We start from the raw sequence: 24,614 nt of genomic DNA, 5'->3' as shown, positions 1-24,614 counted from the left end.
TCCTCTAGTCTTGGGCACAAATTCCAAGAAACACTTGAGGTATCCGCTATGACAGGCCCCCTGAACGGTGTGCGCGTGATTGAAATCGGCACACTGATCGCAGCGCCCTTCGCCGCACGCCTGATGGGCGAGTTCGGCGCCGAGGTGATCAAGATCGAGTCGATGGGGCAGGGAGATCCTCTTCGTAAATGGCGAAAGCTGCACGAAGGCACGTCGCTGTGGTGGTACTTGCAGTCGCGCAACAAAAAATCCCTTTCGCTGAACCTCAAATCCCCTGAAGGCATCGAGATCGTCAAACGCCTGGCCGAAAGCGCCGACGTGCTGATAGAGAACCTGCGCCCCGGCGCGCTGGAAAAGCTCGGTCTGGGTTGGGACGTTCTGCACGCCCTGAACCCCAAACTCACGCTGGTGCGCATTTCCGGTTACGGCCAGTCCGGGCCTTATCGTGATCGTCCCGGGTTCGGCGCCATCGGCGAGGCCATGGGCGGCATTCGTTACACCACCGGCACGCCCGGCTCACCGCCTGCACGCGTCGGCGTCAGCCTCGGTGATTCGCTGGCCTCCATGCACGCCGTGATGGGCGCGCTGATGTCCTTGCTGCGGGTGAAAACCGGCCAGGGCGACGGGCAGATCGTCGACGTGTCGTTGGTCGAGAGCGTTTTCAACCTCATGGAAAGCCTGGTGCCCGAGTACGACATGCTCGGCCATGTACGTGAGCGCAGCGGTGGCGCCTTGCCTGGCATCGCACCGTCCAACACCTACCCGACGGCCGATGGCGCGTACGTGGTGATCGCCGGCAACAGCGACCCTATTTTCAAGCGCCTGATGCAGACCATCGGCCGACCTGATCTGGGTGACGCCCCCGAATTTGCGTATAACGACGGCCGTGCGGCGCAGAGCGAAATGCTCGACGCCGCGATCAGCGCCTGGTCGTCCAGCCTGCCGATCGACGACGTGTTGCAGGCGCTGGAACAGGCGGAAGTGCCCGCCGGCCGCATTTACAACGTCGCCGACATCGTCGCGGACCCGCATTACCAGGCGCGCGAGATGATTCTCGACGCCCAGTTGCCGGGCGGCACTCACGTCAAAATGCCCGGCATCGTGCCCAAGCTGTCCGAAACACCCGGCTCGGTGAACTGGCAAGGCCCTGCGCTGGGGCAGCACACCGACAGCGTCCTCGGCGACCTGGGCATGACCGCCGCCGATATCGCGCAACTCAAAACCGATGGGGTGGTGCAATGATTACCGATTTCTCCGAGCGCCTGATCGTTCAGGAAGTCTCGCCGCGCGACGGTCTGCAGATCGAACCGACCTGGGTCGATACGCCTGACAAGATCGCGCTGATCGACCAGCTTTCTCTCGCCGGTTTCAGCCGTATCGAAGCCGGCTCTTTTGTCTCTCCCAAGGCCATTCCGGCGCTACGCGATGGCGATGAGGTGTTCCGTGGCATTCAGCGCCATCCGGGCGTGATCTACGTCGCCCTGATCCCCAACCTGCGCGGCGCGCAACGCGCGATAGACGCTGGTGCCGATGAGCTGAATCTGGTGATGTCCGCCAGCCAGACCCACAACCTGGCGAACATGCGCATGCGCTGCGAGCAGTCACTCATCGCGTTTGCCGATGTGGTGGCCTTCGCCGCTGGCAGCCCGGTTTCCCTCAACGGCTCCATCGCCACGACGTTCGGCTGCCCGTTCGAAGGCAAGATCGATGAAGACCGAGTACTGCAGATCGTCGACGCGTACCTGGAGCTGGGCATGCAGGGCATTTCCCTTGCCGACACCACCGGCATGGCCAACCCGCGCCAAGTGCATCGACTTGTACAGCGCGTGCTGACCCGCATCCCCGCATCGGCCTTGACCCTGCACTTTCACAACACCCGTGGCCTGGGCCTGAGCAATGTGCTGGCGGCCTACGAAGCGGGCGCGCGGCGTTTCGATGCGTCGCTGGGTGGCTTGGGCGGATGCCCGTTCGCACCGGGTGCATCGGGCAACATCTGCACCGAAGACCTGGTGAACCTGTGCGAAGAAACGGGCATCGACACCGGCATCGACCTGCCGCACCTGCTCACGATGTCCCGTCGTCTGCCCGCGTTGCTCGGCCATGACATGCCGGGACAAGTCGCCAAGGCCGGACGCAACTGCGACCTGCATCCCGCGCCGGAGAACCTGCCGACCTGAACCCCGATACGCCGCAAACCCTGTGGGAGCGAGCTTGCTCGCGAAGCGTTCTGTCAGTGGCTGATTGATTGACTGACACCACGCCATCGCAACCAGGCGACGACCCACAACCCCGCACGAACACGCCGCTGCCGGATGTTCGTCCAGACAACAAAAACAATAGGGCTCCCCCAGGGAAGTCCCACTGGAGTGACCGCAATGACAATCTCTGTTCTGACCCCGAACAGCAGCCTCGCCGAGGTTGTAAGCGCTGAAAAAGCGCTGATCCGCAAAGTCGCGTGGCGCCTGATGCCGCTGATCATGGTCTGCTACCTGTTCGCGTTCTTTGACCGCATCAACATCAGCTTCGCCAAGTTCCAGCTGCAAACCGACCTGAGCCTGAGCGACACCGCGTACGGTCTGGGCGCGAGCCTGTTCGTGATCGGTTACGTGCTGTTCGAAGTGCCGAGCAACATCATGCTGTACAAGGTCGGCGCCCGCCGCTGGATCGCCCGCATCATGATTTCCTGGGGCATCGCTACCGCCCTCATGGTCTTCGTCAACGCCGAATGGCAGTTCTACGTGCTGCGCTTCATCATCGGCGCCATGGAAGCCGGTTTCGCACCGGGCGTGTTGTTCTATCTGACGCTCTGGTTCCCGCAGACCTACCGCGGCCGCATCACCTCCACGCTGTTCCTGGCCTCGGCCTTCGCCGGTCTGCTCGGCGCCCCGATCTCAGGTCTGGTGCTCGGCGGCATGGACGGCGTGATGCAAATGCGCGGCTGGCACTGGCTGTTCCTGCTCGGCGGCTTGCCCTGCATTGCACTGGGCTTTGCCGTTCTCAAGCTGCTCAAGGACCGCGTCGCCGATGCTCACTGGCTGACCGATGACGAGAAGACCTACCTGTCCAGCCGCATCGCCCAGCACGAGCCGAACAAACACGGCGGCTCGCTGCTCACTGCTCTCAAAATGCCCGGCTTCCTGATGCTCGGCCTGATCTACTTCCTGATTCAGGTCGCGTCCTACGGCCTCAACTTCTGGGCGCCGCAACTGATCCGCAGCGCAGGCGTCGAAAGCCCGGTCATCATCGGCCTGCTCACCGCCATCCCGTACATCTGCGGCGCCATCAGCATGGTCGTCGTCGGTCGCCTCTCCGACGCCAGCGGCGAACGCCGCAAATTCGTCTGCGGCCTCGTCGTGCTGGGCGCCATCGGCTTCTTCAGCGCCGGCATCTTTGCCCAACACACCAGCATGCTCATCGTCTCTCTGGCCATGCTCGGCGGCGGCATCGTCGCCTCCATCCCCGCCTTCTGGACCCTGCCACCCAAACTCCTCGCCGGTGCTGGCGCAGGCGCCGCAGGCGGCATCGCCCTGATCAACACCCTCGGCCAGTTCGGCGGCATTGTCAGCCCGGTGATGGTCGGGCACATCAAAGACATCACCGGCAGCACCACACCCGCGCTGTATGTGATTGGCGTGACGAGCGTGATTGCAGCGGGACTGTTGATGTGGGGCTTGCCGCAGAAGTTGCGGACGTTGGATAAGAGCGAGTAACAGGCCGAACTGCCCGAAAGGGTCTCTATGTCCCCCGAAACAATTCGGAGGAATGGAGACCCACGTGCCAGTTGCCTCTGTGCCCTTGATTCAGTCGGCTAAGCGCGTGCCGTAGGCGCAAGCTTCTTGCAGCTGTCCTTGCGGCTTGCGTACTGCTGGCACTTGCTGAATATCTCTTTGACCTGGGTGTCGTCCTTCAACTGCTGGTGAGCCACCAGTTTCTCGGTGATGAACAGCTCTTCGGAGCCCAGGTTGGTTTCCGCCAGGCTGATCAACGACAGTGCGGCTTTTGGATCGTTGTTCTTCAAGTGATAAGCGATCTTCAAGTCGTAAACAGGCTGGCCCGCAAGGCTCCAGTCCCTGATGGCCTCAAGGTCATTCAACGCCTCTTTACGCTGACCTCTGGCCAGGTGAACGCTGAACGCAGAGCGACGAATACCCGGCTGGTCTTTTACAGGTGAAGAAAGCGCGCGCTTGATGAAGATCTCAGCTTCGGCGGGCTGGTTCTGGGCCAGCGCGGCGGAGGCGGAGTGGGCGTCTTTGTAACCTTGCAGCGCCGCGACCACTGGAGCGGCGGTGCGCATTTTTTGCCAACTGCTTGCGTCAACCCGCGCGCGCCGGCTCTGGCGATATTCGCGTTGAACGTACTGTCGGAGCTCTTCATCACGATCCAGCGCAGACATGTGCGAGCGGTTGAAGTATTCAGCGGTTGCCTTGAGGCTCGTCTCAACGCCTTGTTTGAGGAAGACGTCCACCTCTTTGGTCATACCGTTGATGTCCATTTGCTTGGCTGACTGCTGGATTGCGTCCTTGCGCTCGTTGAGAAAGCTGGTCAGCAACGGTTTCTGTTTGCCCTGGAAATCATCCAGACGCTGCAGGCTGTTACTGGCCGCACGCGGCGCGTAGCCTGCGCGAATCATCAGGTCGGTGCCCAGAAGATCGGCCTGATCCTCCTGCGTACGGCCCCACGCGGTGCTCCACACGTTGTCTGAAAACGCATTGAACATCGCCGTATAAAGCACGGTTTTGCCGATGGTCTGCTGCGTACCCAACGGGTCCTTGCTGATGAACTTCGTTTTTCCGGAGCTGCGGTCAACGCCCGTGTCGGCCACGGTTTTACCGAAAATGACCATCGACGCGAGCGAGGTCATCATCTTTTTCTGTTGCTGGAAGGCGGCGGTGCGGTCGTGATGATGCAACAACACATGGCTCATCTCATGGCCCAGCATGGCGGCAATTTCATCTTCGCTTTCCACGTTCTCCAGCATGCCCAGCGGCACCAATACATTGCCGTAAGGATCAGCCGACGGCCCGAAACTGTAGCTGTCGGTAATCTGCACCTTCAGCGTCGGCAACTCTCCGGGCCAGCCTTTGGAGAGCTTCACCACGATGCTTTGCAAATAGGTCTGCAACATCGGGATGTCCGCAATGTTTTCCTGCCGCGCTTCGTCGGCGGGGATGGTGTGACCGTCATAGCTCAGGCGCTGCAAACTCTGACGCTGTGGGTCGAGTTTGTAGTAGGAGCGCACGTCCTCATTCGCGATGTACTGGCCAGTAAATCGGGACTGGGTAGACGGCCCTACCAAGTTCATCAGCGCATCATCGGCGCCCTTGAACGTGGTGCAGCCCGTCAGCGTGGTGCCGGTCAATACAGCCAGGGCCAGAAGAGATCCTTTCACGTGTTGCTCCTTATTTATTGCAGCCTTCACCGAAGCCCATCGTCGAGTGGTTCTTTTCCGCGCCCTTCTCGCTGCCGTTCAGCTTTTCGCAGGGCATCGTGACGATCTTCAAGGGTGGTTTGATGCGCAGATCGACCGGGTCCAGCCAGACCTTCTGACCGTTGAGATCAACTTGCACCAGTTCCGCGCCTTCGTTGTATTGCAGCACCGGCAGAGGCCGGGTCGGGGCGTCTTTGCGCGGTATCTCACGCAGAACCTTGCCCTGCTCGTCGAGCACTGACACAGGATCCGCCAGAAAGGCTTCTACCGTATTGGCAGCTGCAACACACACCTGGCTGGACAACAAGCCGATGACAAACACAGTCCGCTTGAACATTTAAATTCCTTTTTGTCGGGTGAAAGGCGCAAAGATTTTTGGCAGCGAGCTGAAGGCATCGGCGACCAGAACGAGAGAAATCAGCAGCACACCGAGGACGTTGACCGGCGTGATATGCGTGGCATTGAGCACTTGGCTAAGCAGCCATAGAAACCCCAGGACAACGATCCAGGAAGCCAAAGGTGACAACAGGCCGACACGGACGCGGGTGAGCCGGTCGCACGCCTTGAAATCCTCGGACGCACGCTGGTGCAGGCACCTGATGAGGGCGATGACCCCGACCAGAACGATGCTCAGGACGTCCAGCCAATTGAAGTTGGTGCCCCTCACGCTCTCAGGATCGCGGTCGTACTTCATGCCTTGGGTGATCAGGTTATCCAGCGCCATCGCATGCAGAAACACGCCCGGCACCAGCCCGTTGACTGGGGATTCGGTAAGGTCGCTGGCAGAGGTGATATCGGCGCCCACCAACACGAGGCGATTGGCGATCAGCCTGCCGATCAACTCGCGGTCCTGTTCGTCCGTCACTTCAAGGTCAGTGGCCGTGAGGGTCAGCGCGTAGCGGCACACGGGCTTGTCGTCGCTGTCGTCCAGCTTCCAGAACACGGCATGCATAAGCTGCTTCCAGAACTCCTCGGCAAGGCTGCCGATGGCCCGACAGTCGTCGGCTCTGGCCACACTGGACTGTTCGGGCGGCATGTTCAGCCCCCATTGCACCGCCATCGGCGGCGCAGTCACGGCACTTGCGGTGTCAGCCGGAATGTCGGCACACAACCGATCGCGACAATACTCACGATAAAGGGCCAGCGCAGGCGTTTCGAGATTTCCCATCGACGTGCTGACCGCCAACGGATAACGCTCATCGAAACCGCTCCATTGCACCAACGCCGGGCTGCTGACACTGCTCAGCGACTCAAGGGCGTTGACGTGTCCCGCCTCTTTTTGCGCGACGCCGCTGTTGGCGAGGAAGAGCGGGATGCTTCGTCTCTGATAACGCTCGAAAACATTCGCCAGCAACTGACTGTCTTTCCCGGCCTGACCGTCCGCATGATCGTGGCTATACAAAAGGTCAGCGAACACAGCCTTCGGCTTGAAGCCCAACAGATTCTTGAACAGCTTGCTCTGCTCGTCATACGGCATTGGCCAGAACGTCCCGTTGCGCTGCAAATAGGCGTCATCGATCAACACCACCGCAATCTGCTGCTGACCGAGATGCCCATAACCACTGGCGAACATACGGTTCAGCCAACGCTCAGACGCCGCGTCGCTTGAACTGGACAAACCGAACGGGTCGAGCAGGGTGATCGCAACAAAGAAGACTCCCATCACGACCTGACGAAAGGACGGAACAGGCAAAAGGTAGAGCGACATCCGTGTCTCACTTGAGTTCACATGTATCGACTTTTTAAGTGTTTCGTCTCAGCAGTGTCAAGGTTTTGATGCTGGCAATTTGACAGCCTGTTATTCAGTCAGCCTGTTTTTAGAAGCTGAGCGCGAGCGAGGACCGCTGGTTTCGTGGCTTTTAGCCACTCTCCGAGCGGGCAAGGGGATGATGAATCGAAAAATCTGAATTGAGAAAAGCCAGGCGGTTTAGGGGTGGTAGCAACGTGATGACTTCGATGCCGATCGCGGAGATTGGCAAGTGCCCTAGGGGCGAGCCTGTATGACGAGTTGACGTAAGCAACGGGACGCGCGGGTTCGGCGCACGCTCAAGGGATCTGCCGCAAAGGTCCGAAAGATAGAGGGGACGTGATCGATGCTTCAAAGCCGCCTGATGAACGACGGCTCAACTTTGCAGCTAAGGCGTAACGTCCGCGCCATTCGACAAGCCAGCAATCGACGCCTCCACCAAGGCCCTCGCCGCCTCAATCTGATGCACCACCGCCCTGGCCAATGGCCGGAACTCTGCCGAGCTGTTATCAGCGGCTTCATAAGCAGTGGCTGCTGCGCAGGACAGGTATTCGGAAGCGAGCGCGAGCGCATCATCGACCCGGACTTCAGGCTGGACGCGGAAGAGACTCAGGTTGCCGAGATTGACGCTGAAGGGCGTGGCTTTGGTGACGGGGATTTCGGGTGGGTGTGGGGTGGATCTGATCATGATGGCGCTCCTGACGTGGTGAAACCGCCACACACCGCGACTAAACGAAAGGGTGGCGGCCATACGCGGGTTAGTCGACCGGAACGTCAGGCATCCGGCGCACACGAGTGTGCCCCACGTACAGCCACCATAAACACACGAGCCGATATCGACGACAGCGGCAAGTGCGAAGAGGGCGTTACGTGCCTGACATATTCGGGCGACTAAACCCGGTCGCTGAATACAACGACAGGCGGGAAGGTAGTCGCGGTGTCAGGCGTCTACAAGTGGTCGAGGAGGATAGCGATTAAATTCAGAAGCGTCCTACAGGATCTGGTTTGTTTTGTGGGGGAATGTGTCTAGTTGGGGGATGTAGGAGGTGAATAAGTGCACAAGGCCCAGCAGGACCAATTGTCAGAAAGGAGCTGCGCTTGGTTTGGAATTACCTTACGCGGCCCTAGGAGATTTCCTGTATTTGGTAACAGATGAACGCTTCAAGCTTCTCCCGTTAAGAGGCGCGGGGTCTCTAATCAGAAATACGTCAAACCAGACTGGAGACGGGATGAAAAGGCCGCTGCTGTTTCTCGTGACCGCCGGAGTGCTATCGCTGACGGCGTGGTGCTTCTGGCATTTCCTCGGGCGGGCCGCGATGGATGTGCTCACGGTTTCCGTTATGGTGCTGCTCGCAGTGGACAACGACAGACTGCGTCGAGCGTTGGCGGAGGCCACTAAGGGCTAGCGTGCGTTCAGCGTGACTTGCCCGTTCCGCCATAACGAGCTAAACCTTGACGCACTTCGTTACGTCTTCAAAAGGAAGCTTCTGCATGGACTTGCACAACGAATTCACCAACAGTCGATTTTTTCATGCCGCCCGCATCGACCGCCGTTCTGCCGACGCCTTGGTAGGCATTGCTGCTGGACTCATTGCGGATGGAGTGGTCAACACCACCGAGGCGATTTTTCTGAAGCAGTGGCTTGAGAGCCAGGTCGCGCATCTCGACGACCCCGTGATCAACCTTCTTTATTCCCGACTTGCCTGCATGCTGCAGGACAACGTGCTGGATGAAGACGAGTCGCATGAACTGCTCAATCTGTTGCATGGCTTCGCCGGATTGCCGATCAGTCAGCCAGCCCCTTCCCAGCGCAGCGCCGTCGCCCCGAACGACTTACCCTTCAATACCCCTGAGCCTGAATTGATATGGGCAGACCGAGTGTTTGTGTTCACCGGCGTCATGGCCTACGGGCCGCGAAAGAATTGTCAGGCGTTGATCGAGGAGAGAGGCGGCTTGATCGGCGGTGGGGTGAGCAAAAAGGTCCACTATCTGGTGGTCGGGAGCATCGGCAACGAGCAGTGGCGACACAGCACCTATGGCACCAAGATCATGAAGGCCGTGGAGTTGCGAGAGGCGGGGGCGCCGATTGCTATCGTGGGTGAGGCGTATTGGCAGCGTGGGATGTTTGGTTGAGCGTCTAGATCGGATTCGCTGACGTTTGATGTCGCTGGGAAGGTTACATCAACCAGTTGCGCCCAGAAGCGATTATGGAATTGGTGATCTGTGTCTAACTTTGCTGGTGTAGCGGAGATAGGGGGCGCACAGATGAATGCGATTGCGGCGAAAGAAGCCTCACCGCGTCAACAACGAAAGCCAACGTTTGGGCGAGCCTTTTTCGATAGCTTCATGGTGCGGCACCAGACGAACGGTAGCTTTAGGCGAGCCCAGGAGTGCTGCGGGTTTAGATGTCGATGGAAAATTTGGCGTACCCCGACCAGTAACTATAAATAAAACAGCTAGTTATGGCCTTCAGTGGAGTCGGATCGGGGTTGCTCCTATAGGATAATTAACAACCTTAATGCCCGGATAGCGCTTCTAAATTAACTTAATTTCAGCCTTCCAGATTCGCGCTGAAAGCGTTGTCTTATTTTTGCTCGAGATTTCTAGGCTGGCGCAAGGCCATTTGGTATGATCGAGCCTTTGCGACTAACAAGGAAGTATGCAGATGGATTTCACGAATGTTTATCTTGGGAAAAGCGCACAGTTCTATAAAATTAAGAAAAAAATAACCAAAAAGAAAATATCTGAAGTATTTAAAGATATCTCTTCTGAGAAAATTGGTGGGTTCTTAATAAGAATTATCAAGGAAAGGCTGGTTGTTAATCAAGAAGTTATTTTGTGTTCTGCAGTTGCCTATAAAATTGTTAGTGAACCCTCATTCTTGGATCAAACCGATATCCGTGAGGAGAAGTACGCGTTTGCATTAATCATAGAGTACGATTCAGCTGTAGCTATAATAAAGAAGCATGTTTCCTCGCTGGAGAAAAAGTTTTCCGAGTTCTTAGATGAATTCGAGTATGAGAAATTTACGAATTTTCAAGGGCGAAACGACCCGGAGTATGAAAAAGTTACAATGAGTAATATGGCGATTTCGGATGCTGTCATTAGAAGCCGAGCGTATGAAGCCCGACGGCTAAATGGAATACTTTCGTCGAACTCATCAAGCCGTTCTATACCACAAAGTTTTAGAATAAAGGTGCAAGGCGATACGATTACTTTGACACCTAACGCGTCTAGAGTAACCCTTAGAGATAAACGATCTAATTTAAATGAAGTCGTGAGGTGGGCTATGGCCACGGTGCAGGAAATTAAAAATCTTGCAAATAAAAGCGAGTTCATTAATGGCTTTGCCTCACCTATTACGCTTGAGGAAATTGTCCAAAAAGGTTTCGAGCCTATCGCATTGTTTATTAATCTTGACGAATTAGATGAGATAATCAGATCCGGAAACTCCGCATCGGAAATAAAGGTTTTACGCGGTGGAGTTGAGGAGGCGATGTCCCCGCTTCAAATGAAGCGTCTATTCGATTGTTTCAAGACGCCGGCTAAGGTTGTGGCGGGAGGGACAATGGTTTTTAAAGGGAAAGAAGTTTCAGGCGCTGTAACTTTGCAAAAGCGGGTGGCTTCATTCAAATCAAAAATCACAGATAATATTTTGCTGTATATTGAAAATGAACAGTGCATATCATTGACGAAATATATCAACACCCATAAGCCGTTTTCGATCATGTTTAATACTCCTAGGTATGCCTACTTCGGAAGAGACTGTTTCGAAGATAAGAAATTATTAAATAATTTGCCTGCGATTTTATCTATATTTAATTCTAATTACGATTTTTCTGGAATTCGTAGTGAAAAGGAAAAGAATGAAGATAGAAGGTATCCACCAGGTATAGATAAATTTCCCGAGTTATCGTTGTTTCGGAAGGTTGAAGATTTAGTATGCCTGCCTGATGGTGTCACTGTATGTGACGATATGAATGACGAATGGGCTGACCACATTTTCTTTGAGCCCAATGCTAATCCTCCGGCGATATCGTTCATACATTCAAAATTTGTTAAAGGTGAAAGTTACGGTGCAAGTAGCTTTCATGAAGTGGTTGCTCAAGGCCTAAAAAATATTGGACGCACATTCGCTGATACCATTGAATTTAGAGAAAAACATGATCGTGATTGGACAGGTTTCTACGAAAACACTCAAATCACTAGAGTCAGAGGCGGAAAAAATTGGACAGATATTGAAAACGCATTAAACGCAATTACATCCAATCAAAACTCAGTGAGAAAAATAGTGCTGGCAACACCATTTTTAAAAAAGAGTGTGTTGGAAACTCAATTTAATGAGTTAGCGCAAACGGGGACGTGTCGGCCGCATTATATTCAGTTGATCTGGCTGATCAATACTTTCATTGGTGCTTGTAAGGAATATGGTGTTCAGCCTCATATTCTATGTAATCCATGAAATAAAAATATCTGGGAAGGATGCAGGTATGAAATATCAGTATAGTGAACTATCCCCGACGCAATTTGAGACTCTCGTAATTCACGTTTGTTATCGGCTGTTAGGTTTGGGCACTGAAACATTTTCTGATGGGCCAGATGGCGGGCGCGATTCCCGTTTTCACGGAGAAGCAGAATTGTTTCCAAGCAGATCAAAGCCGTGGAGTGGTTTAACTGTGATTCAAGCAAAACATACGCTAGCATACAACAAGAAATTTTCAGACCCGGACTTCTTTGGAGTCGCCTCGTCGGCTGTCAATGGTGAGATTCTAAAGATTAAGGGACTGATCGATAACGATGGTTTAAGTAATTATTTGCTTTTTTCAAATAGAAAGCTTCCAGGCAATGCGAATGAGGCCATCAAGAACTTTATCTCTTTTGAGACTGGCCTCGACAAACAGAATATTGGACTGGTTGGTATCGAGAGTTTTGAAAATTATTTGAAATTCTACCCCGACATTCCAACTGCTGTCGGTTTAAACCCATTCGAGATGCCTTTGAACATAGAGCCAGATGACCTAGCTAGCATTATAGTAGGGCTTAGTAATGGCTTAGGAGGTATAACTAAACGCGACATATCTACCCGAATATTTAGAACTGATTTTGAAAGAAAGAATGAGATAAATAGTCTTTCTGATCAGTATTCTAAGCTCATAAAAAGAAAAATTGAAGACATGTATCTCATCCAGGACTTCCTCGCGATGCCTGAAAACGATGATTTGCAGAGGCTATACTTAGGCGTATCTGAAGAACTGGCTGCGAAAATTATTGCTCTTCGAATCCCTGGTCAGAGTTTTGATGTAGTGCTAGAGAAGTTGATCGAACTGCTGTTGGAACGGGATGTTGAACTAAAAGGGAACAAGCAGTTAACCAGATCTATGATGTATTATATGTATTATCATTGCGACATTGGAGATGATGATGTTGCTAATGCCTAATAAGAACTCACATCCCGATCTCACTGTCCTGGCAGTGTCTGGTTTTTTATTGGGCTCCATTAAGAAGTCTAAATTTGAAAGCTATTCTGATTTGCTAGAAAAGCTTAATTCTTACGATGCTAGGGCAAATATTTTATTTAAGCCGAGCTTGCAGTTGCTTTTTCTTTTGGGGTTGGTTGATTACCACCGTAAGAATGATCTTATCGAGTATGTCGGACCATGAAAATTTCTAGGATATATTCAAATTTCGAAAGCGAATTTTCTACTGTTGATTTCCATGATGGTTTTAATGTCATACTTGGTAGGGTTTTTAATAAGGCCTTGAAATCGACAGATGCCCATAATTTAGGGAAAAGCAAACTGGCAGAACTTATTGATTTTTGTTTGTTGAAAGGGCGGCACAAGACTTTCTTTTTGTTTGAATTTTTTTCTGTTTTTGAAAAATATGAATTTTACATTGAGCTTAAGCTGAACTCCGGTGAGTTTTTAACTGTAAGGCGCGGAGTATCAAAAAACACTCGGATTTTTTTAAGGAAACACTCAAAAGCTAAACAATGCTTTCGAGGTTTAGAAGATGCGCTCTGGGATTATAACGACCTTGCAATCGACAAAGCACGCCTTGTTCTTGACTCCTACCTTAATCTCTTGGTTATTGATCCGTGGAGTTATCGTGATGCTATCGCTTACTGTCTAAGAGGTCAGGATGATTACACGGATGTTTTTCAATTGGATAAGCATAGAGGGCAACATGTCTACTGGAAACCATATGTTGGACACCTTCTGGGATTTGACTCGCATTCGTTGAAGAAAAATTACTTGCTAAAGAGCGAGGTTGATGCTCTGCGGGAGGAAATCGCCAAGCTGAAATCCGCTATAGGCGTGACTGCAGGCGATCAAGAAGAAACGATATTGAACCTGCTCGACGTGAAAAAAAATCAAGTTTCTGATTTGGAATGGCAGTTAGAGAATTTTAATTTTGATAGCACTGATGTGCTTTATATTGAAGAGCTCGCGGAGGGTATAAATTCACAGATAAGTGATCTTAATAATTTAAGATACTATCTTTCTGCACGGTTAAAGAAGCTCAATAAGTCTTTGGCGTCGAGCGATGTTAAAATCGAGTTGGATGGTTTGTCTCAGCTTTTCGAGGAGTCAGGTGTTATATTTGATGGTCAGCTTAAGCGAACATTTGGGGAGTTGGTAGAGTTTAATCGTAAGATAACTATTGAGCGTCAAGGGTTTGTTTTTCAGCAAATAGGGGAACTGGAAAGCGAACTTGTTGAAATAGCTAGCTCTATTTCTGAGCTTAGTGAAGAGCGCTCAAAGAAATTGGGGTATCTACGCTCGCAAGATGTATTTTTAAAATATCAAGAAGTGTCAGATCTTCTTTCTGAACAGAAGTCCTACATTTATGAGCTGAATCGAAGGTTGGAAGTGAACTCTTCTGTGAAAAGCATGGAGGCTGATTGTAGAAAGCTGATTCGAGAAAAAGATGAGATTGTAGAGAAGATTAGGATGAATCGCGATTCGGTCATCCGGTCGAATGATGGAATCTATAAAGGGATCAAAGAGCATTTTGCGAATTTTGTAACGGAAGTATTAAATAAAGACGGAGTATTAATAACTGAGCAAAATGCTGAAGGAAATTTGGAATATTCGGCCGGTCTTTTAAATGGTCTAGGACGAATAACTGGAGAGAGTGATGGGCATAGCTACAAAAAAATGCTGTGTATAGGCTTTGATATCGCTGTCGCAATGGCGTATTCAAAAATGGAATTTGTGCGGTTCTTATATCATGACGGTGGGTTGGAGACACTTGATGATAGAAAGAAAATTGAGTTTATTGAGTACGTCCGAACAGCATCGAGTCTCTCTGGGATTCAATATATTTTGACTACGATCGACTCCGACGTGCCAGATGGCGTTGTATTCTCGGAGTATGAACTAGCCCGCGTGCTTCATGACGAAGGAAGTTCTGGCAGATTGTTTAATATACCTACTTGGTAGTTTGAGTTAGCGTTTTTTTGTGTTATGTCCATTAAGGTCATTGATGCGATAATTTTTCTGTCAGGGGGTATTGTTTAAGAGCCATTTTTTTCCGAGTTGACGAACTATCAACCTCGAGGTTAGAAGGTAATATTAATGGGAGCCGGCTGTTTGTTGATTTAGAAACCAGGTGAGATGCTTGTGCTGCCACGTCCATGGAGTGTCTCGGTACCAGCGATCAGAGATCGCGGCTTGAATGGTCTTTGCTTGGCGTAGATGGCGCTGGCGTGTGGCATGCGACCCTGTCTGGATCCCCACCAGGAACAGCTCTATATCGAATGGTCTGATGATTGTCGACCACCAATGTAGGCCGATACCACGTCGCTTCGACCATGCCCCAGTTCATAACTGATTTGTGAGCGTGCCTCTCGATCGAGTTGCAGATCTAAGTGGCTGCATCTGCCGCCGTTGATAGGCGCTAGATGAAAGGTGATCTGCTTATAGCGTTCGCATGCGTAAGCTGCGCGTAGTTCGTGGAAGCGTTTGAGGTTGTTCGTATGTAGGAAGTCCCGGGCGGGTCGCACGACTCTCCGTTGGAAGTCGAAGTAGCTTTCGTTCGGTGCCAGCAGGTTGCAACTACCGTTGGGAGAGACCTGCTCGGCATAGCTGAGTGCTTCGTGGATTTGAATATTTACCTGAATCCAGCGAGGCGCAGATGCCCCCGAGCGTCCACCCTTGGTTCCATCCTGGATATTGATCTTGCCGTAATGTTTGGCTTCGCGCTTGAGGCGTGGTAGGTCGGCCAGAATCGCCTCGCGCAATCGCATGCGAGTGGCGCGTGCCGACTGCATAACGGCTGCGGCACGGGGATTCTGTTCGCAGAGCTCGTCGATGATCCGATTCACCTGTTCGCGGTCTTGGCCTTGCGGCACTGAGCGACGAACACTGGCCCGCTGCATTCCCAACGCCTTGCTTGGGCTCGGTACTTTCACGGACTGATCACCGCGAAGCGCGGCCATGGTTCGGTTCAGGCTGGACAATCGGTTTTGCGCGTTCGCGATGCCGATAGCTCCTTTTGCAACCTGCTGGCGTAAGTGTCCTGCGTAATCCAGTAAGGCCTGCCGATCAATCTGCCGCGCATCGTTAAATCCTGGTCCATCCTCCGACCGACACCACCGAACAAACGCCTGCCAGCGATCACTGTGCGCTTTGACCGTCCCGTAATGCACACCGCCAAACAGATCTTTCAGCGCTTGTGGCCCCGCATAACTCAGTTGCCGTCCATAGCCAAAATTGCGCCCATCCCGTCTACCGACCAATGCCATGATCGAACTCCTGTCGAAGCCAAATCTCTGAAGCTTTCCCCACGTCATTCCGCCAAGAATGTTGAGTGTTATCAGGGATCAAGGCCCCTGCGACCTGTGAGGTTTGTCCACTAACGCGGGACCGGCGGCTACGACCGGGAGATTGGGCATCTCATGATCTGGCCTCCTGAACGCTTCCGAAGACGTGGGCGGGTGGAGGCTGCGCTGTCTGACGAGACCAATGCTGCGAGAACCTGAGTCGGGTGAAGGCAGTGATGCTATGACCGGGGCATGCCTGACTGTCAGTCAGGTGCAGTCCATTCCCTGGGCTGCGGCACCATCATCTGCATCGCTGTTGCTGGTGACTTCGGTGTTTGTCACGCCGATTGTCGAGAGGGGAAATGCCGCAAAGCCTTTTACGAGTTGGCCTGCAGCAGCGGTAGGAGCGCCCGTCTCTTTCCGGGAGAAAGAGACGGGCTAAGGTTGGCGCAATGAAATGGCCAAGCAGATAGGTTGCCGCAGGGCAGCTATAAAGGGATATGAGTTGCCGCAGCGGGCACTCTGGTAGAAGTAGGAATCCATCACATCGCTGTGATCTTGCGAGCCACCGGAGGCTAATCGCACTTTGGGATTCAGAACGGGACAACACAAACAAAAAAGGCCCACCTTTCGGTGAGCCTTTTTCGCTAGATCTATGGTGCCGGCACCAGGAGTCGAACCCGGGACCTACTGATTACAAGTCAGTTGCTCTACCAACTGAGCTATACCGGCGTTGTGGGCGCTGATTATAGGGATTTGGTTTGTCGAGTAAAGCCTTAATTTCACTTTTTTTGCGGTGCTTATGCCGGAACCCTAGGACCGTTATTCACAATGGGTCCATCGAAAGGGCGAGAGATAGCGGTTTTGTGGAATGGTTCTCATTGGTTCGCAAGCTACTGATTTGTCGCAAATTTAACACCTGTATAAAAAGTGAACAATTTGTTAAATCGTTTGCGAGGCGCGTGGTTTGTAGGTTCGGCGGAATTTAGTCAACAGAGTTATCCACAGGGCAGTACGCTCGAAGTGGTTCATTTTCGCTCGGCGAGGATGAGCAGGTTGCGGGGTGTGATGTGGCTGTCGCAGAAGGTGCCTATGCGGACGTGGTAGTTGCGATGTTGCAGGTAGAGGGCGCGGTCGAGGATGAGCCAGAGTTCAAGGGGGCGGCGGAAGAGGTTGCGCAGGAGTTCGAGGTTGCGGACTTCGGCGAGTCGTCGCCATCCGGCGGCTTCGAGCGCTGGCCAATCCTGTGTGCCGGGTTCGGGCAGTTCTTTGAGTTCGGCGAGGTCGCGGCAGTAGTCGGGGAAGGGTTTGTCGAGCCAGGCGCTGGGGAGCGATGGGGTGGGCAGGTAGTCGTCGATGCCGCGCAGTTGGCGTTGCAGCAGGTCGAAGGCGAGGCGGCGGGCCATGGAGGTGTCGCGTTGGCGACGGACGCGGGCGCCTGCGGTGACGGTTTCGCTCAGTGGGAGGCCGAGGTCGTCGAGGGACAGATGAAGGGACGATGCCAGGCCTTCTGTCGATAACGGCTGGTAGTGGCCGCTGGCGATGCGGTTGTAGCAGCACGGGGCGATGGCCATTGTTTGGCAGTGGGCGTCGCTGGCCAGTCGCATGAGGCGCACGTGGAGGTCGCCGCAGGCGTGCAGGGCGACCGGGGTGTGGGTGGCGTTTAATCGGGCGTCGGCGTCGGCGGCCATGACGTCTTGATGCAGGTGCTGGGCGGTGATGCCGAGTTTGTGGCTGAGCTGTTCGCCTGCTTCGACCAGTTTTGCATCGTATTCAAGGCAGGTGAGGGCTTGGCCGTGGTGGGCGAGGCGGCGGCCGAGGTGGCCTTTGCCGGCGCACCAGTCGAGCCAGTGTGTCGGGGTGTGTTTGAAGCTGAGGCTACTGGCGAAGGCTTCGATCTGTTGCCATTTGCGGCCGGGGACGTCGACGCTCATGCGTGACGACACGTGTTCCAGGTCGATGCGGGGCAGGGCGTCGATGTCGCTCAGGGCTTTGGATTGCTGGGCGATGGCTGCGAACGGTTGGGGGGCGTCGAGTTGTTCGGGGTGGTTGTGGGCGGCTTCTGCTTCTTCTAGAGAGCGTTGGCGCAGCCAGGTGGATAATTCTGGGTGTTGCGTTTCCCACGGCAGATGGCGATGGGTGAAGGGTTTTGGGCGCCACAGGGCCTGATGCTCGAGCAGGAAGGTGTCGAGGGCGTGGAAGCGGGATTGTAGGTCGGCGGGGTGGATGGGCATTGGCTGGGCGGCGGTTTTTGGATGTTGGGGAAGCTTACGGGCTTTGGTGACTGGGCGTCAGTCTTCGTCCGGATGCGGCCCAGAGCAAGCTCGCTCCCACAGGGTGGATGGCGTCAGGTCGGGCGGTGCTTAGCGTCCCTGGCTCGCATCCACTCGCAGGTAACGCTCCAGCAGTTTGAAGCCTTGCACCAGCACGAAGGACATCACGAGGTAGATCAGGCCCGCCAGGAAGAAGCTCTGTTCGGGCATGTAGGTGCGGGCGTTGATGGTGCGGGCCATGCCGGTGATGTCGAGCAGGGTGACGGTGCTCGCCAGGGCGCTGGCTTTGAGCATCAGGATGACTTCGTTGCTGTAGGCGGGCAGGCCGATGCGGGCGGCGCGGGGCAGGATGATGTACAGCAGCGCCTTGCCTTTGGACATGCCGAGGGCGCGGGCGGCTTCGATTTCGCCCGGTGGAACGGCCTGGATCGCGCCACGCAGGATTTCGGCGATGTAGGCCGTGGTGTGCAGCGTCATGATCAGGGCGGCGCAGAAGAACGGCTCGCGCAGGTAAGGCCACAGCGGGCCTTGGGTCACGGCCTCGAATTGCGCCAGGCCGTAATAGACCAGGAACAGTTGCACCAGCAAGGGCGTGCCACGAAAGAAGAAGATGTAGGCGAAGGGCAGGGCGCGTACGTAGACGTTACGCGACGCGCGCGCAATGCCCATCGGGATGGCTAAGATCAGGCCGGCAACGACGGCGATGGCGACCAGCTCCAGCGTCAGCGTGGCGCCCTGCAGCAGTTTGGGCAGCCATTTGAGGGCGAATTCCCAGCTCATGATGCGCTCCTCACGAATCCGATCGATGCACGTTTCTCCAGCCACGCCAGCCCGATCATCGACACCGCCGTCATGCCCAGGTACAGGAAGGCCGCGACCATATAAAAGGTGAACGGCTGTTTGGTGGTGGTGATGGCGATCTGTGCGTGGCGCATGACTTCTTCAAGGCCGATGACCGACACCAGCGCGGTGTCTTTCATCAGAATCATGAACAGGTTGCCGAGCCCTGGCAGTGCGATCCTCCACATCTGCGGCATGACCAGCTTGATGAAGATCCGCGAGCGCGACATGCCTAATGCCAATCCCGCTTCGCGATGACCTTTTGGGATCGACAGGATGGCGCCGCGAAGCACTTCGGTGGCGTACGCGCCGAAGCACAGCCCCAGCGCGATGACGCCCGCGGCGAAGGCGCTGAGCGACAGGTTGGGAATGCCGAACAGATGGCCGATGGCGCGCATGCTGCTGATGGTGCCGAAGTAGATCAGCAGCACCCACAGCAATTCGGGGATGCCGCGCACCAGGGTCGAGTAAGTCACGCCAATCCATTGCAGGGCGCGATTGGGCGAGGTCTTGGCGAGTGCGCCCAGCAGTCCGAGGACGAGGCCCAGGCAAAGGGCGGACAGGGCGAGCTGGATCGTCATCAGCACGCCAGCCGCAAGGGCCGGGCCGAATCCTTGTAGATCGAGGTTCATGGCTTTGCTTGGTCAGAGGACGGGCAGCGCCGCGCTAGGGATACAGCGCGGCGGCGTCGGTCGGGCAGATCAGAGGATGCTGAACGGGAAGTACTTGTCGTTGATCTTCTTGTAGGTGCCGTCGGCGATGATTTCCTTCAGCGCTTCGTTCAGCTTCTCGCGCAGGGGATCGTCTTTGCGCACGGCGATGCCGATCTTGTCGTCACCCGGCAATGGCTCGCCTTTGAACTCAAAGCTCTGGCCTTCCTTGCTTTTCAGCCACTCGTAGCTCGCGTATTTGTCGCCCAGCAGCGCGTCTACACGGCCGGAAGCGAGGTCCAGAAAGGCGTTTTCCTGCGAGTCGTAGAGCTTGACGGTGACGGCATCGCCCCAGTTGTCTTCCAGCCAGGTGCCGGACAGGGTCGCGCGCTGTGCGCCGATGGTCTTGCCGTTCAGCGCTTGCTTGATGGACTCGTTGTCCGCGCCCAGGTTGGTCGCTTTGGGTGCGATGAACTGCAGCTTGTTCGAGTAGTACGGGTTGGTGAAGTCAACGGCCTGCTTGCGTTCTTCGGTGATCGACATCGAGGAGATCAGGAAGTCGAACTTCTGCGCGTTCAGGGCCGGGATGATGCCGTCCCAGTCGGAGGTCACGACTTCGCAGGTGACCTTCATCTTCGCGCACAGGGCGTTGCCGATTTCGACGTCGAAGCCCACGACCTGACCGCTGGCGTCCTTGTTGTTGAACGGCGGGTAGGCGCCTTCGATGCCCATTTTCAGGGTGTCGGCAGCAAAAGCACTGGTGACGACGGCCAGGGTAGCGGCAGCGGCCAACAGGAATGTTTTCAGGGTCTGCATCGATGTTGCTCCGTTAGCGATTGCTGGACATGAATTGTTTGCAGCGCGCCGATTGCGGGTCATCGAAGACCTGCTGCGGCGATCCTTGTTCTTCTACCAGCCCTTGATGCAGGAAAACCACTTCACTGGATACCTGCCGGGCGAAATTCATTTCGTGGGTCACCATCAACATGGTCCGGCCTTCTTCGGCCAAACCACGAATCACTCCTAGCACTTCTTGCACCATCTCCGGGTCCAGCGCTGAAGTGGGTTCGTCGAACAGGATGACTTTAGGCTGCATTGCCAGCGTGCGCGCGATGGCGGCGCGTTGTTGCTGACCGCCCGACAGTTGCGCCGGATACACGTGGCGTTTGTCCGCGATTCCGACCTTGGCCAGCAGGGCTTCAGCCATTTCAGTGGCTTCGGCCTTGCTTTGACCGAGCACACGACGCGGCGCCTCGATGATGTTATCGAGCACGCTCATGTGAGGCCAAAGGTTGAAGTTCTGAAAGACGAAGCCGATCTCGCTGCGCAGTCGATTGATCTGACGGTTGTCGGCGGCGATCAGTTCACCCTTGCGGGTGGCTTTGAGCCTGAGTTCTTCACCGGCGACCAGGATCTGACCCTGATGCGGATTTTCCAGCAGGTTGATGCAGCGCAGCAGCGTGGATTTGCCGGAGCCGGATGAGCCCAGAATCGAAATCACGTCGCCATCGCGCGCGCTCAGCGAGATGCCCTTGAGCACCTCCAGCTGACCGTAACGTTTATGCAGGTTGCGGATTTCCAGGGCGGGCGTGGCCTCAGCCATGTGGACTCCTCATGTGTCGGTGTGTCTGCCGCGCGCGGCCATTGAGCTGGCTTTGCGCAAAAAGGGCGCGATGGTGCCAGCTTTAAACGCCGTCGTGAAGGGTATTTCGGCCACTGTTACGATCAAAGGTCACTTTCGTGCGCTTATTTGGTGCTAATCGGTCGCCTCTGTGTATTTTCGGTGCAGGTAAACGTCTCTATCCTGTTGCGCTCGGTAACAATTCCTACGTGAATGGCGAAATGCTATTCCCTTCAGAGACTTACCGAATGCCTCTGCAACGGGCCTATCCACGCACGACGTCGTTTTTGAAATATTTTGGCGTACTTCTTGCGTAAAAAATAAATAACAGTGCTGTTGTGATCTTTTTACGAGTGATCGCAAACAGTCCTGATCCGTATAAAAAATCCTCAAAGGTTGCTTTCATGAGCAGTACCGCAAACGCTTCAAATCTCGATCAAGGGCTCAAACCACGGCACATCACCATGCTGTCGATTGCAGGTGTTATCGGCGCCGGTTTGTTCGTCGGTTCCGGTCACGCCATCGCCGAAGCCGGTCCAGCCGTGCTGCTGGCCTACGCCGCAGCCGGTACGCTGGTGGTGCTGGTGATGCGCATGCTGGCCGAGATGGCCGTTGCGTCGCCGGACACCGGATCGTTCTCGACCTACGCCGACCGCGCGATCGGTCACTGGGCGGGCTTCACCATCGGTTGGTTGTACTGGTGGTTCTGGGTGCTGGTGATTCCGCTGGAAGCCAACGCCGCTGCCACCATTCTTCATGCGTGGTTCCCGAACATAGCGATCTGGGCGTTTACGCTGATCATCACGCTGCTGCTCACGGCGACCAACCTGTTCAGCGTCAAGAACTACGGCGAGTTCGAGTTCTGGTTCGCGCTGATCAAGGTCCTGGCGATTATTGGTTTCGTGGTGTTGGGTGTGGCGGCCGTGTTTGGCCTGCTGCCGAACAGCCAGGTCAGCGGCGTCAGCCATCTGTATGACACGCAGGGCTTCCTGCCGAACGGCATGGGCGCCGTGCTCGCCGCCATGCTGACCACCATGTTCTCGTTCATGGGCACCGAGATCGTCACCATCGCGGCGGCGGAATCGAAGAATCCGGGCCAGCAAATCACCAAGGCCACCAACTCGGTGATCTGGCGGATCTGCCTGTTCTATCTGCTGTCGATTTTCCTGGTGGTCGCGCTGGTGCCTTGGAACGACAGCCGTCTGGCCGAAGTCGGTTCGTACCAGACCGTGCTCGACATGATGGGCATTCCGAACGCCAAACTGATCGTGGATCTGGTCGTACTGGTTGCAGTGACCAGCTGCCTGAACTCGGCGCTCTACACCGCTTCGCGCATGCTGTTCTCCCTCGGCAAACGCGGCGACGCGCCTGCCATTTCGCAGCGCACCAGCAAAGCGGGTACGCCTTACTGGGCTGTATTGCTGTCGACCGGCGCCGCGTTCGCCGCCGTGTTCGCCAACTACGTTGCACCGGCCGCTGTGTTCGACTTCCTGTTGGCCAGCTCCGGCGCCATTGCGCTGCTGGTGTACCTGGTGATCGCCGTTTCCCAACTGCGCATGCGCCGCAAGCGTGAATCTGCTGGCGAGCCGATCGACTTCCGCATGTGGCTGTTCCCGGGTCTGACCTGGGCAGTGATCGTGTTCATCGTCGCCGTGCTGACCATCATGCTGTTCCAGGAAGGCCACCGCATGGAAATCGTCGCCACCGGCCTGCTCAGCCTCCTCGTCGTCGCAGCCGGCTTGATCGTATCGAGCCGTCGCAAAGCGGTAAAAGCGGGCAAGGTTGTGCTCAATTGATAAGTGATTGAGCCGGCGTTGCTGGCGAGATAAAGGCGGCCGCCCTCAGTGATGAGGGTGGCCGTTTTTTTTGCTACTTGATCATCCTTCCCAGCACTGACTTCCCCCTCATGTGATGCATCACCACCGCCGCCAGATGCAGCGTCACCAGCCCCGCCAGAATCGCGCAGAGGACGTGATGCAGTTCATGCAGTTGCAGCAGCGCGATATTCGAGTGAATGAGCTGTGGCAGCGTTATGAGCGCCAGAAGCGTGACCGGGTGGGTCATCATCAGAACGCCTGTGATGAGAACGCCCGACACGGCGGCGTAGATGCCCATGTGGACGGTGTGGGCCAGCCTTTCCTGTGGTTTGCGTGAAGCGCGCGGTTCGGCACGCAGGGCCAGCCACAGGCGCCAGGCAAAAAACGGGATGAAGAGGCTGGTCAACTGCGGGTTGAACGACTCGACCCATTGCCGGAACGGGTGATTCTGATCGAGCAGCACCACGCCGAAGCCGCTGAAGGTCGCCCACAGGATGACGGCAGCGGACAGCCAATGCAGGACAATTCGGGGTTTGGAGTAAGCGTTCGATTCGTCCGCCGAGGCGGCCGGCGAAGAGGAGTGAAGATCTGTCAAAACGGAAGCCTTTATTGAGAAGGATTTGCATTCTCGTAATGGCGCAAAGCTACCGTCTTGACCGGTGTCATGCAAATTAAAACTGGCGGGTTAGCGGCGACCGGCGTCGCGAGCGTTTTTGCGCTGAAGGATGTCCGACGCCAGGTTGTAGGCGTCCTGGAATTCGTCGCTGCCCAGCCATTCGACAGTCACCTCTTCCTCTTCGTCGTGGAAGATGCCGCGGTAAACGATCAACAAGGCCATCAGGAAATCAGTGGCCGGGTCTTCTTCTTCCTCGGCAATCACCAGCTCCAGCACCGGGTATTGCAGGAACACGACGCACATCGCCAGCAGGCTGATCGATTCTGCAGCTTTCATTGCCTGGAACAGATCGTCGTAGTCGGCGGGCTCGAAGCCGTTCTCCATGATGTCGTTGAAGTCGAATTTGCTCAGGTCGAGGAAAACGTCATCGAACGGCTCATTCACGGAAGGGTGGTTCAGCACCGGATGCACCGGGCTCGGCTTGCCCTTGCCGGAACGGTTCTGCTTGGCCTTCGCTTTGGCCCGCTGGGCGCGTTTTTGCTGTTTGTCTGGGGAGGCCATGCGCGTCGGTCCTTTTGCAGGCGAGGGTGATTTTGCGGTGGGCTATTGAATCGCAGCCGCCGGAATTTACCAAGGGTAGCCGGGCGTGATTGTCCCGAAAAATCGTAGCCAATAAAAAACCCCTGAATCTTTCGATGCAGGGGTTTTTCGGTATTTTGGTGCCCAGAGACGGAATCGAACCGCCGACACGGGGATTTTCAATCCCCTGCTCTACCGACTGAGCTATCTGGGCAACGGGGCGCATTAGACGTGTTTTTCAGGAGGTCGTCAAGCGTGTTGTTTAAAAAAATTTGA

General features: G+C 55.1%; 22 protein-coding genes and 2 tRNA genes. 10 read left to right on the top strand and 14 right to left on the bottom strand.

Annotation, left to right across the window (positions count from 1 at the left end):
- Positions 1-48: 48 nt before the first annotated feature.
- From AB4N84_RS09175 to AB4N84_RS09165, 3 genes are all read left to right on the top strand, one after another.
- Positions 49-1,242, top strand: a complete 1,194-nt coding sequence (locus tag AB4N84_RS09175; protein ID WP_074757990.1) for a CaiB/BaiF CoA transferase family protein — start codon at positions 49-51, stop codon at positions 1,240-1,242.
- A complete protein-coding gene (locus AB4N84_RS09170) occupies positions 1,239-2,177 on the top strand; it encodes a hydroxymethylglutaryl-CoA lyase (RefSeq protein WP_460046066.1) in 939 nt (312 codons plus the stop codon). The genes AB4N84_RS09175 and AB4N84_RS09170 overlap by 4 nt, the downstream gene beginning before the upstream one ends.
- Before the next feature lie 198 nt (positions 2,178-2,375).
- On the top strand, positions 2,376-3,710 hold the full coding sequence (locus AB4N84_RS09165) for an MFS transporter (protein WP_460046065.1): 1,335 nt from the start codon (positions 2,376-2,378) through the stop codon (positions 3,708-3,710).
- Positions 3,711-3,808: 98 nt separating this feature from the next.
- Here the strand turns inward: AB4N84_RS09165 and AB4N84_RS09160 are convergent, their stop codons facing one another.
- The 4 genes from AB4N84_RS09160 to AB4N84_RS09145 form a co-directional block, all read right to left on the bottom strand.
- Complete coding sequence (locus tag AB4N84_RS09160; protein WP_460046063.1) at positions 3,809-5,389, bottom strand: M48 family metallopeptidase; 1,581 nt, start codon at positions 5,387-5,389, stop codon at positions 3,809-3,811.
- A gap of 10 nt (positions 5,390-5,399) precedes the next feature.
- Positions 5,400-5,765 carry a hypothetical protein gene (locus AB4N84_RS09155; protein WP_460046062.1) on the bottom strand — a complete coding sequence of 122 codons (366 nt, stop codon included), beginning with the start codon at positions 5,763-5,765 and terminating at the stop codon, positions 5,400-5,402.
- The gene (locus AB4N84_RS09150; protein WP_460046061.1) at positions 5,766-7,136 is read right to left on the bottom strand and encodes a CHASE2 domain-containing protein; all 1,371 of its coding nucleotides are present in this window, start codon (positions 7,134-7,136) and stop codon (positions 5,766-5,768) included. It abuts the gene before it with no gap.
- A 427-nt stretch (positions 7,137-7,563) separates the two neighbouring features.
- Positions 7,564-7,863 (bottom strand): DUF6124 family protein, encoded by a 300-nt coding sequence (locus tag AB4N84_RS09145; protein ID WP_460046060.1) that lies wholly within the window; start codon positions 7,861-7,863, stop codon positions 7,564-7,566.
- Between the two features lie 541 nt (positions 7,864-8,404).
- Here AB4N84_RS09145 and AB4N84_RS09140 point away from each other — a divergent pair.
- From AB4N84_RS09140 to AB4N84_RS09115, 6 genes are all read left to right on the top strand, one after another.
- Positions 8,405-8,581 (top strand): hypothetical protein, encoded by a 177-nt coding sequence (locus AB4N84_RS09140; RefSeq protein WP_460046058.1) that lies wholly within the window; start codon positions 8,405-8,407, stop codon positions 8,579-8,581.
- A gap of 85 nt (positions 8,582-8,666) precedes the next feature.
- Entirely contained in the window at positions 8,667-9,308 is a 642-nt protein-coding gene (locus AB4N84_RS09135) for a BRCT domain-containing protein (RefSeq protein WP_460046057.1), read from the top strand.
- A 532-nt stretch (positions 9,309-9,840) separates the two neighbouring features.
- The gene (locus tag AB4N84_RS09130) at positions 9,841-11,637 is read left to right on the top strand and encodes a hypothetical protein (RefSeq protein WP_460046055.1); all 1,797 of its coding nucleotides are present in this window, start codon (positions 9,841-9,843) and stop codon (positions 11,635-11,637) included.
- Positions 11,638-11,665: 28 nt separating this feature from the next.
- Positions 11,666-12,613 (top strand): ABC-three component system protein, encoded by a 948-nt coding sequence (locus tag AB4N84_RS09125; RefSeq protein ID WP_460046054.1) that lies wholly within the window; start codon positions 11,666-11,668, stop codon positions 12,611-12,613.
- Positions 12,606-12,836 (top strand): ABC-three component system middle component 8, encoded by a 231-nt coding sequence (locus AB4N84_RS09120; protein WP_200866307.1) that lies wholly within the window; start codon positions 12,606-12,608, stop codon positions 12,834-12,836. Before AB4N84_RS09125 ends, AB4N84_RS09120 begins: the two co-directional genes overlap by 8 nt.
- On the top strand, positions 12,833-14,620 hold the full coding sequence (locus AB4N84_RS09115; RefSeq protein ID WP_460046053.1) for a DUF2326 domain-containing protein: 1,788 nt from the start codon (positions 12,833-12,835) through the stop codon (positions 14,618-14,620). The genes AB4N84_RS09120 and AB4N84_RS09115 overlap by 4 nt, the downstream gene beginning before the upstream one ends.
- Before the next feature lie 308 nt (positions 14,621-14,928).
- On the opposite strand, the gene AB4N84_RS09110 is transcribed toward AB4N84_RS09115, so the two are convergent.
- The 7 genes from AB4N84_RS09110 to AB4N84_RS09080 all read right to left on the bottom strand — a co-directional run bounded on the left by AB4N84_RS09110 (position 14,929) and on the right by AB4N84_RS09080 (position 21,308).
- Positions 14,929-15,924 (bottom strand): integrase domain-containing protein, encoded by a 996-nt coding sequence (locus AB4N84_RS09110; protein ID WP_460046051.1) that lies wholly within the window; start codon positions 15,922-15,924, stop codon positions 14,929-14,931.
- Positions 15,925-16,598: 674 nt separating this feature from the next.
- Positions 16,599-16,674, bottom strand: a tRNA-Thr gene (locus AB4N84_RS09105).
- Positions 16,675-16,970: 296 nt separating this feature from the next.
- Positions 16,971-18,176 carry a methyltransferase gene (locus AB4N84_RS09100; RefSeq protein WP_460046050.1) on the bottom strand — a complete coding sequence of 402 codons (1,206 nt, stop codon included), beginning with the start codon at positions 18,174-18,176 and terminating at the stop codon, positions 16,971-16,973.
- A 129-nt stretch (positions 18,177-18,305) separates the two neighbouring features.
- Positions 18,306-18,995 carry an ABC transporter permease gene (locus AB4N84_RS09095; RefSeq protein WP_074758013.1) on the bottom strand — a complete coding sequence of 230 codons (690 nt, stop codon included), beginning with the start codon at positions 18,993-18,995 and terminating at the stop codon, positions 18,306-18,308.
- A complete protein-coding gene (locus tag AB4N84_RS09090) occupies positions 18,992-19,687 on the bottom strand; it encodes an ABC transporter permease (protein WP_346828652.1) in 696 nt (231 codons plus the stop codon). The genes AB4N84_RS09095 and AB4N84_RS09090 overlap by 4 nt, the downstream gene beginning before the upstream one ends.
- Positions 19,688-19,756: 69 nt before the next feature.
- Positions 19,757-20,521 (bottom strand): ABC transporter substrate-binding protein, encoded by a 765-nt coding sequence (locus AB4N84_RS09085; RefSeq protein WP_346828653.1) that lies wholly within the window; start codon positions 20,519-20,521, stop codon positions 19,757-19,759.
- Positions 20,522-20,534: 13 nt separating this feature from the next.
- Entirely contained in the window at positions 20,535-21,308 is a 774-nt protein-coding gene (locus AB4N84_RS09080) for an ABC transporter ATP-binding protein (protein ID WP_074758019.1), read from the bottom strand.
- A 422-nt stretch (positions 21,309-21,730) separates the two neighbouring features.
- Between AB4N84_RS09080 and gabP the strand changes: the two genes are divergently transcribed.
- Positions 21,731-23,122, top strand: coding sequence for a GABA permease (gene gabP, locus AB4N84_RS09075; protein WP_460046049.1), 1,392 nt, complete (start codon positions 21,731-21,733; stop codon positions 23,120-23,122).
- A gap of 73 nt (positions 23,123-23,195) precedes the next feature.
- On the opposite strand, the gene AB4N84_RS09070 is transcribed toward gabP, so the two are convergent.
- From AB4N84_RS09070 to AB4N84_RS09060, 3 genes are all read right to left on the bottom strand, one after another.
- Complete coding sequence (locus AB4N84_RS09070; protein ID WP_460046047.1) at positions 23,196-23,738, bottom strand: cytochrome b; 543 nt, start codon at positions 23,736-23,738, stop codon at positions 23,196-23,198.
- Between the two features lie 90 nt (positions 23,739-23,828).
- Positions 23,829-24,320 carry a hypothetical protein gene (locus AB4N84_RS09065; protein ID WP_074758023.1) on the bottom strand — a complete coding sequence of 164 codons (492 nt, stop codon included), beginning with the start codon at positions 24,318-24,320 and terminating at the stop codon, positions 23,829-23,831.
- Between the two features lie 156 nt (positions 24,321-24,476).
- Positions 24,477-24,552 (bottom strand) — tRNA-Phe (locus AB4N84_RS09060).
- Positions 24,553-24,614 lie beyond the last annotated feature (62 nt).

Source organism: Pseudomonas sp. S2_H01 (assembly GCF_054668305.1).
Note: the sequence above shows the minus strand (reverse complement) of the source record. Positions and strands in the feature narration are given on the sequence as shown.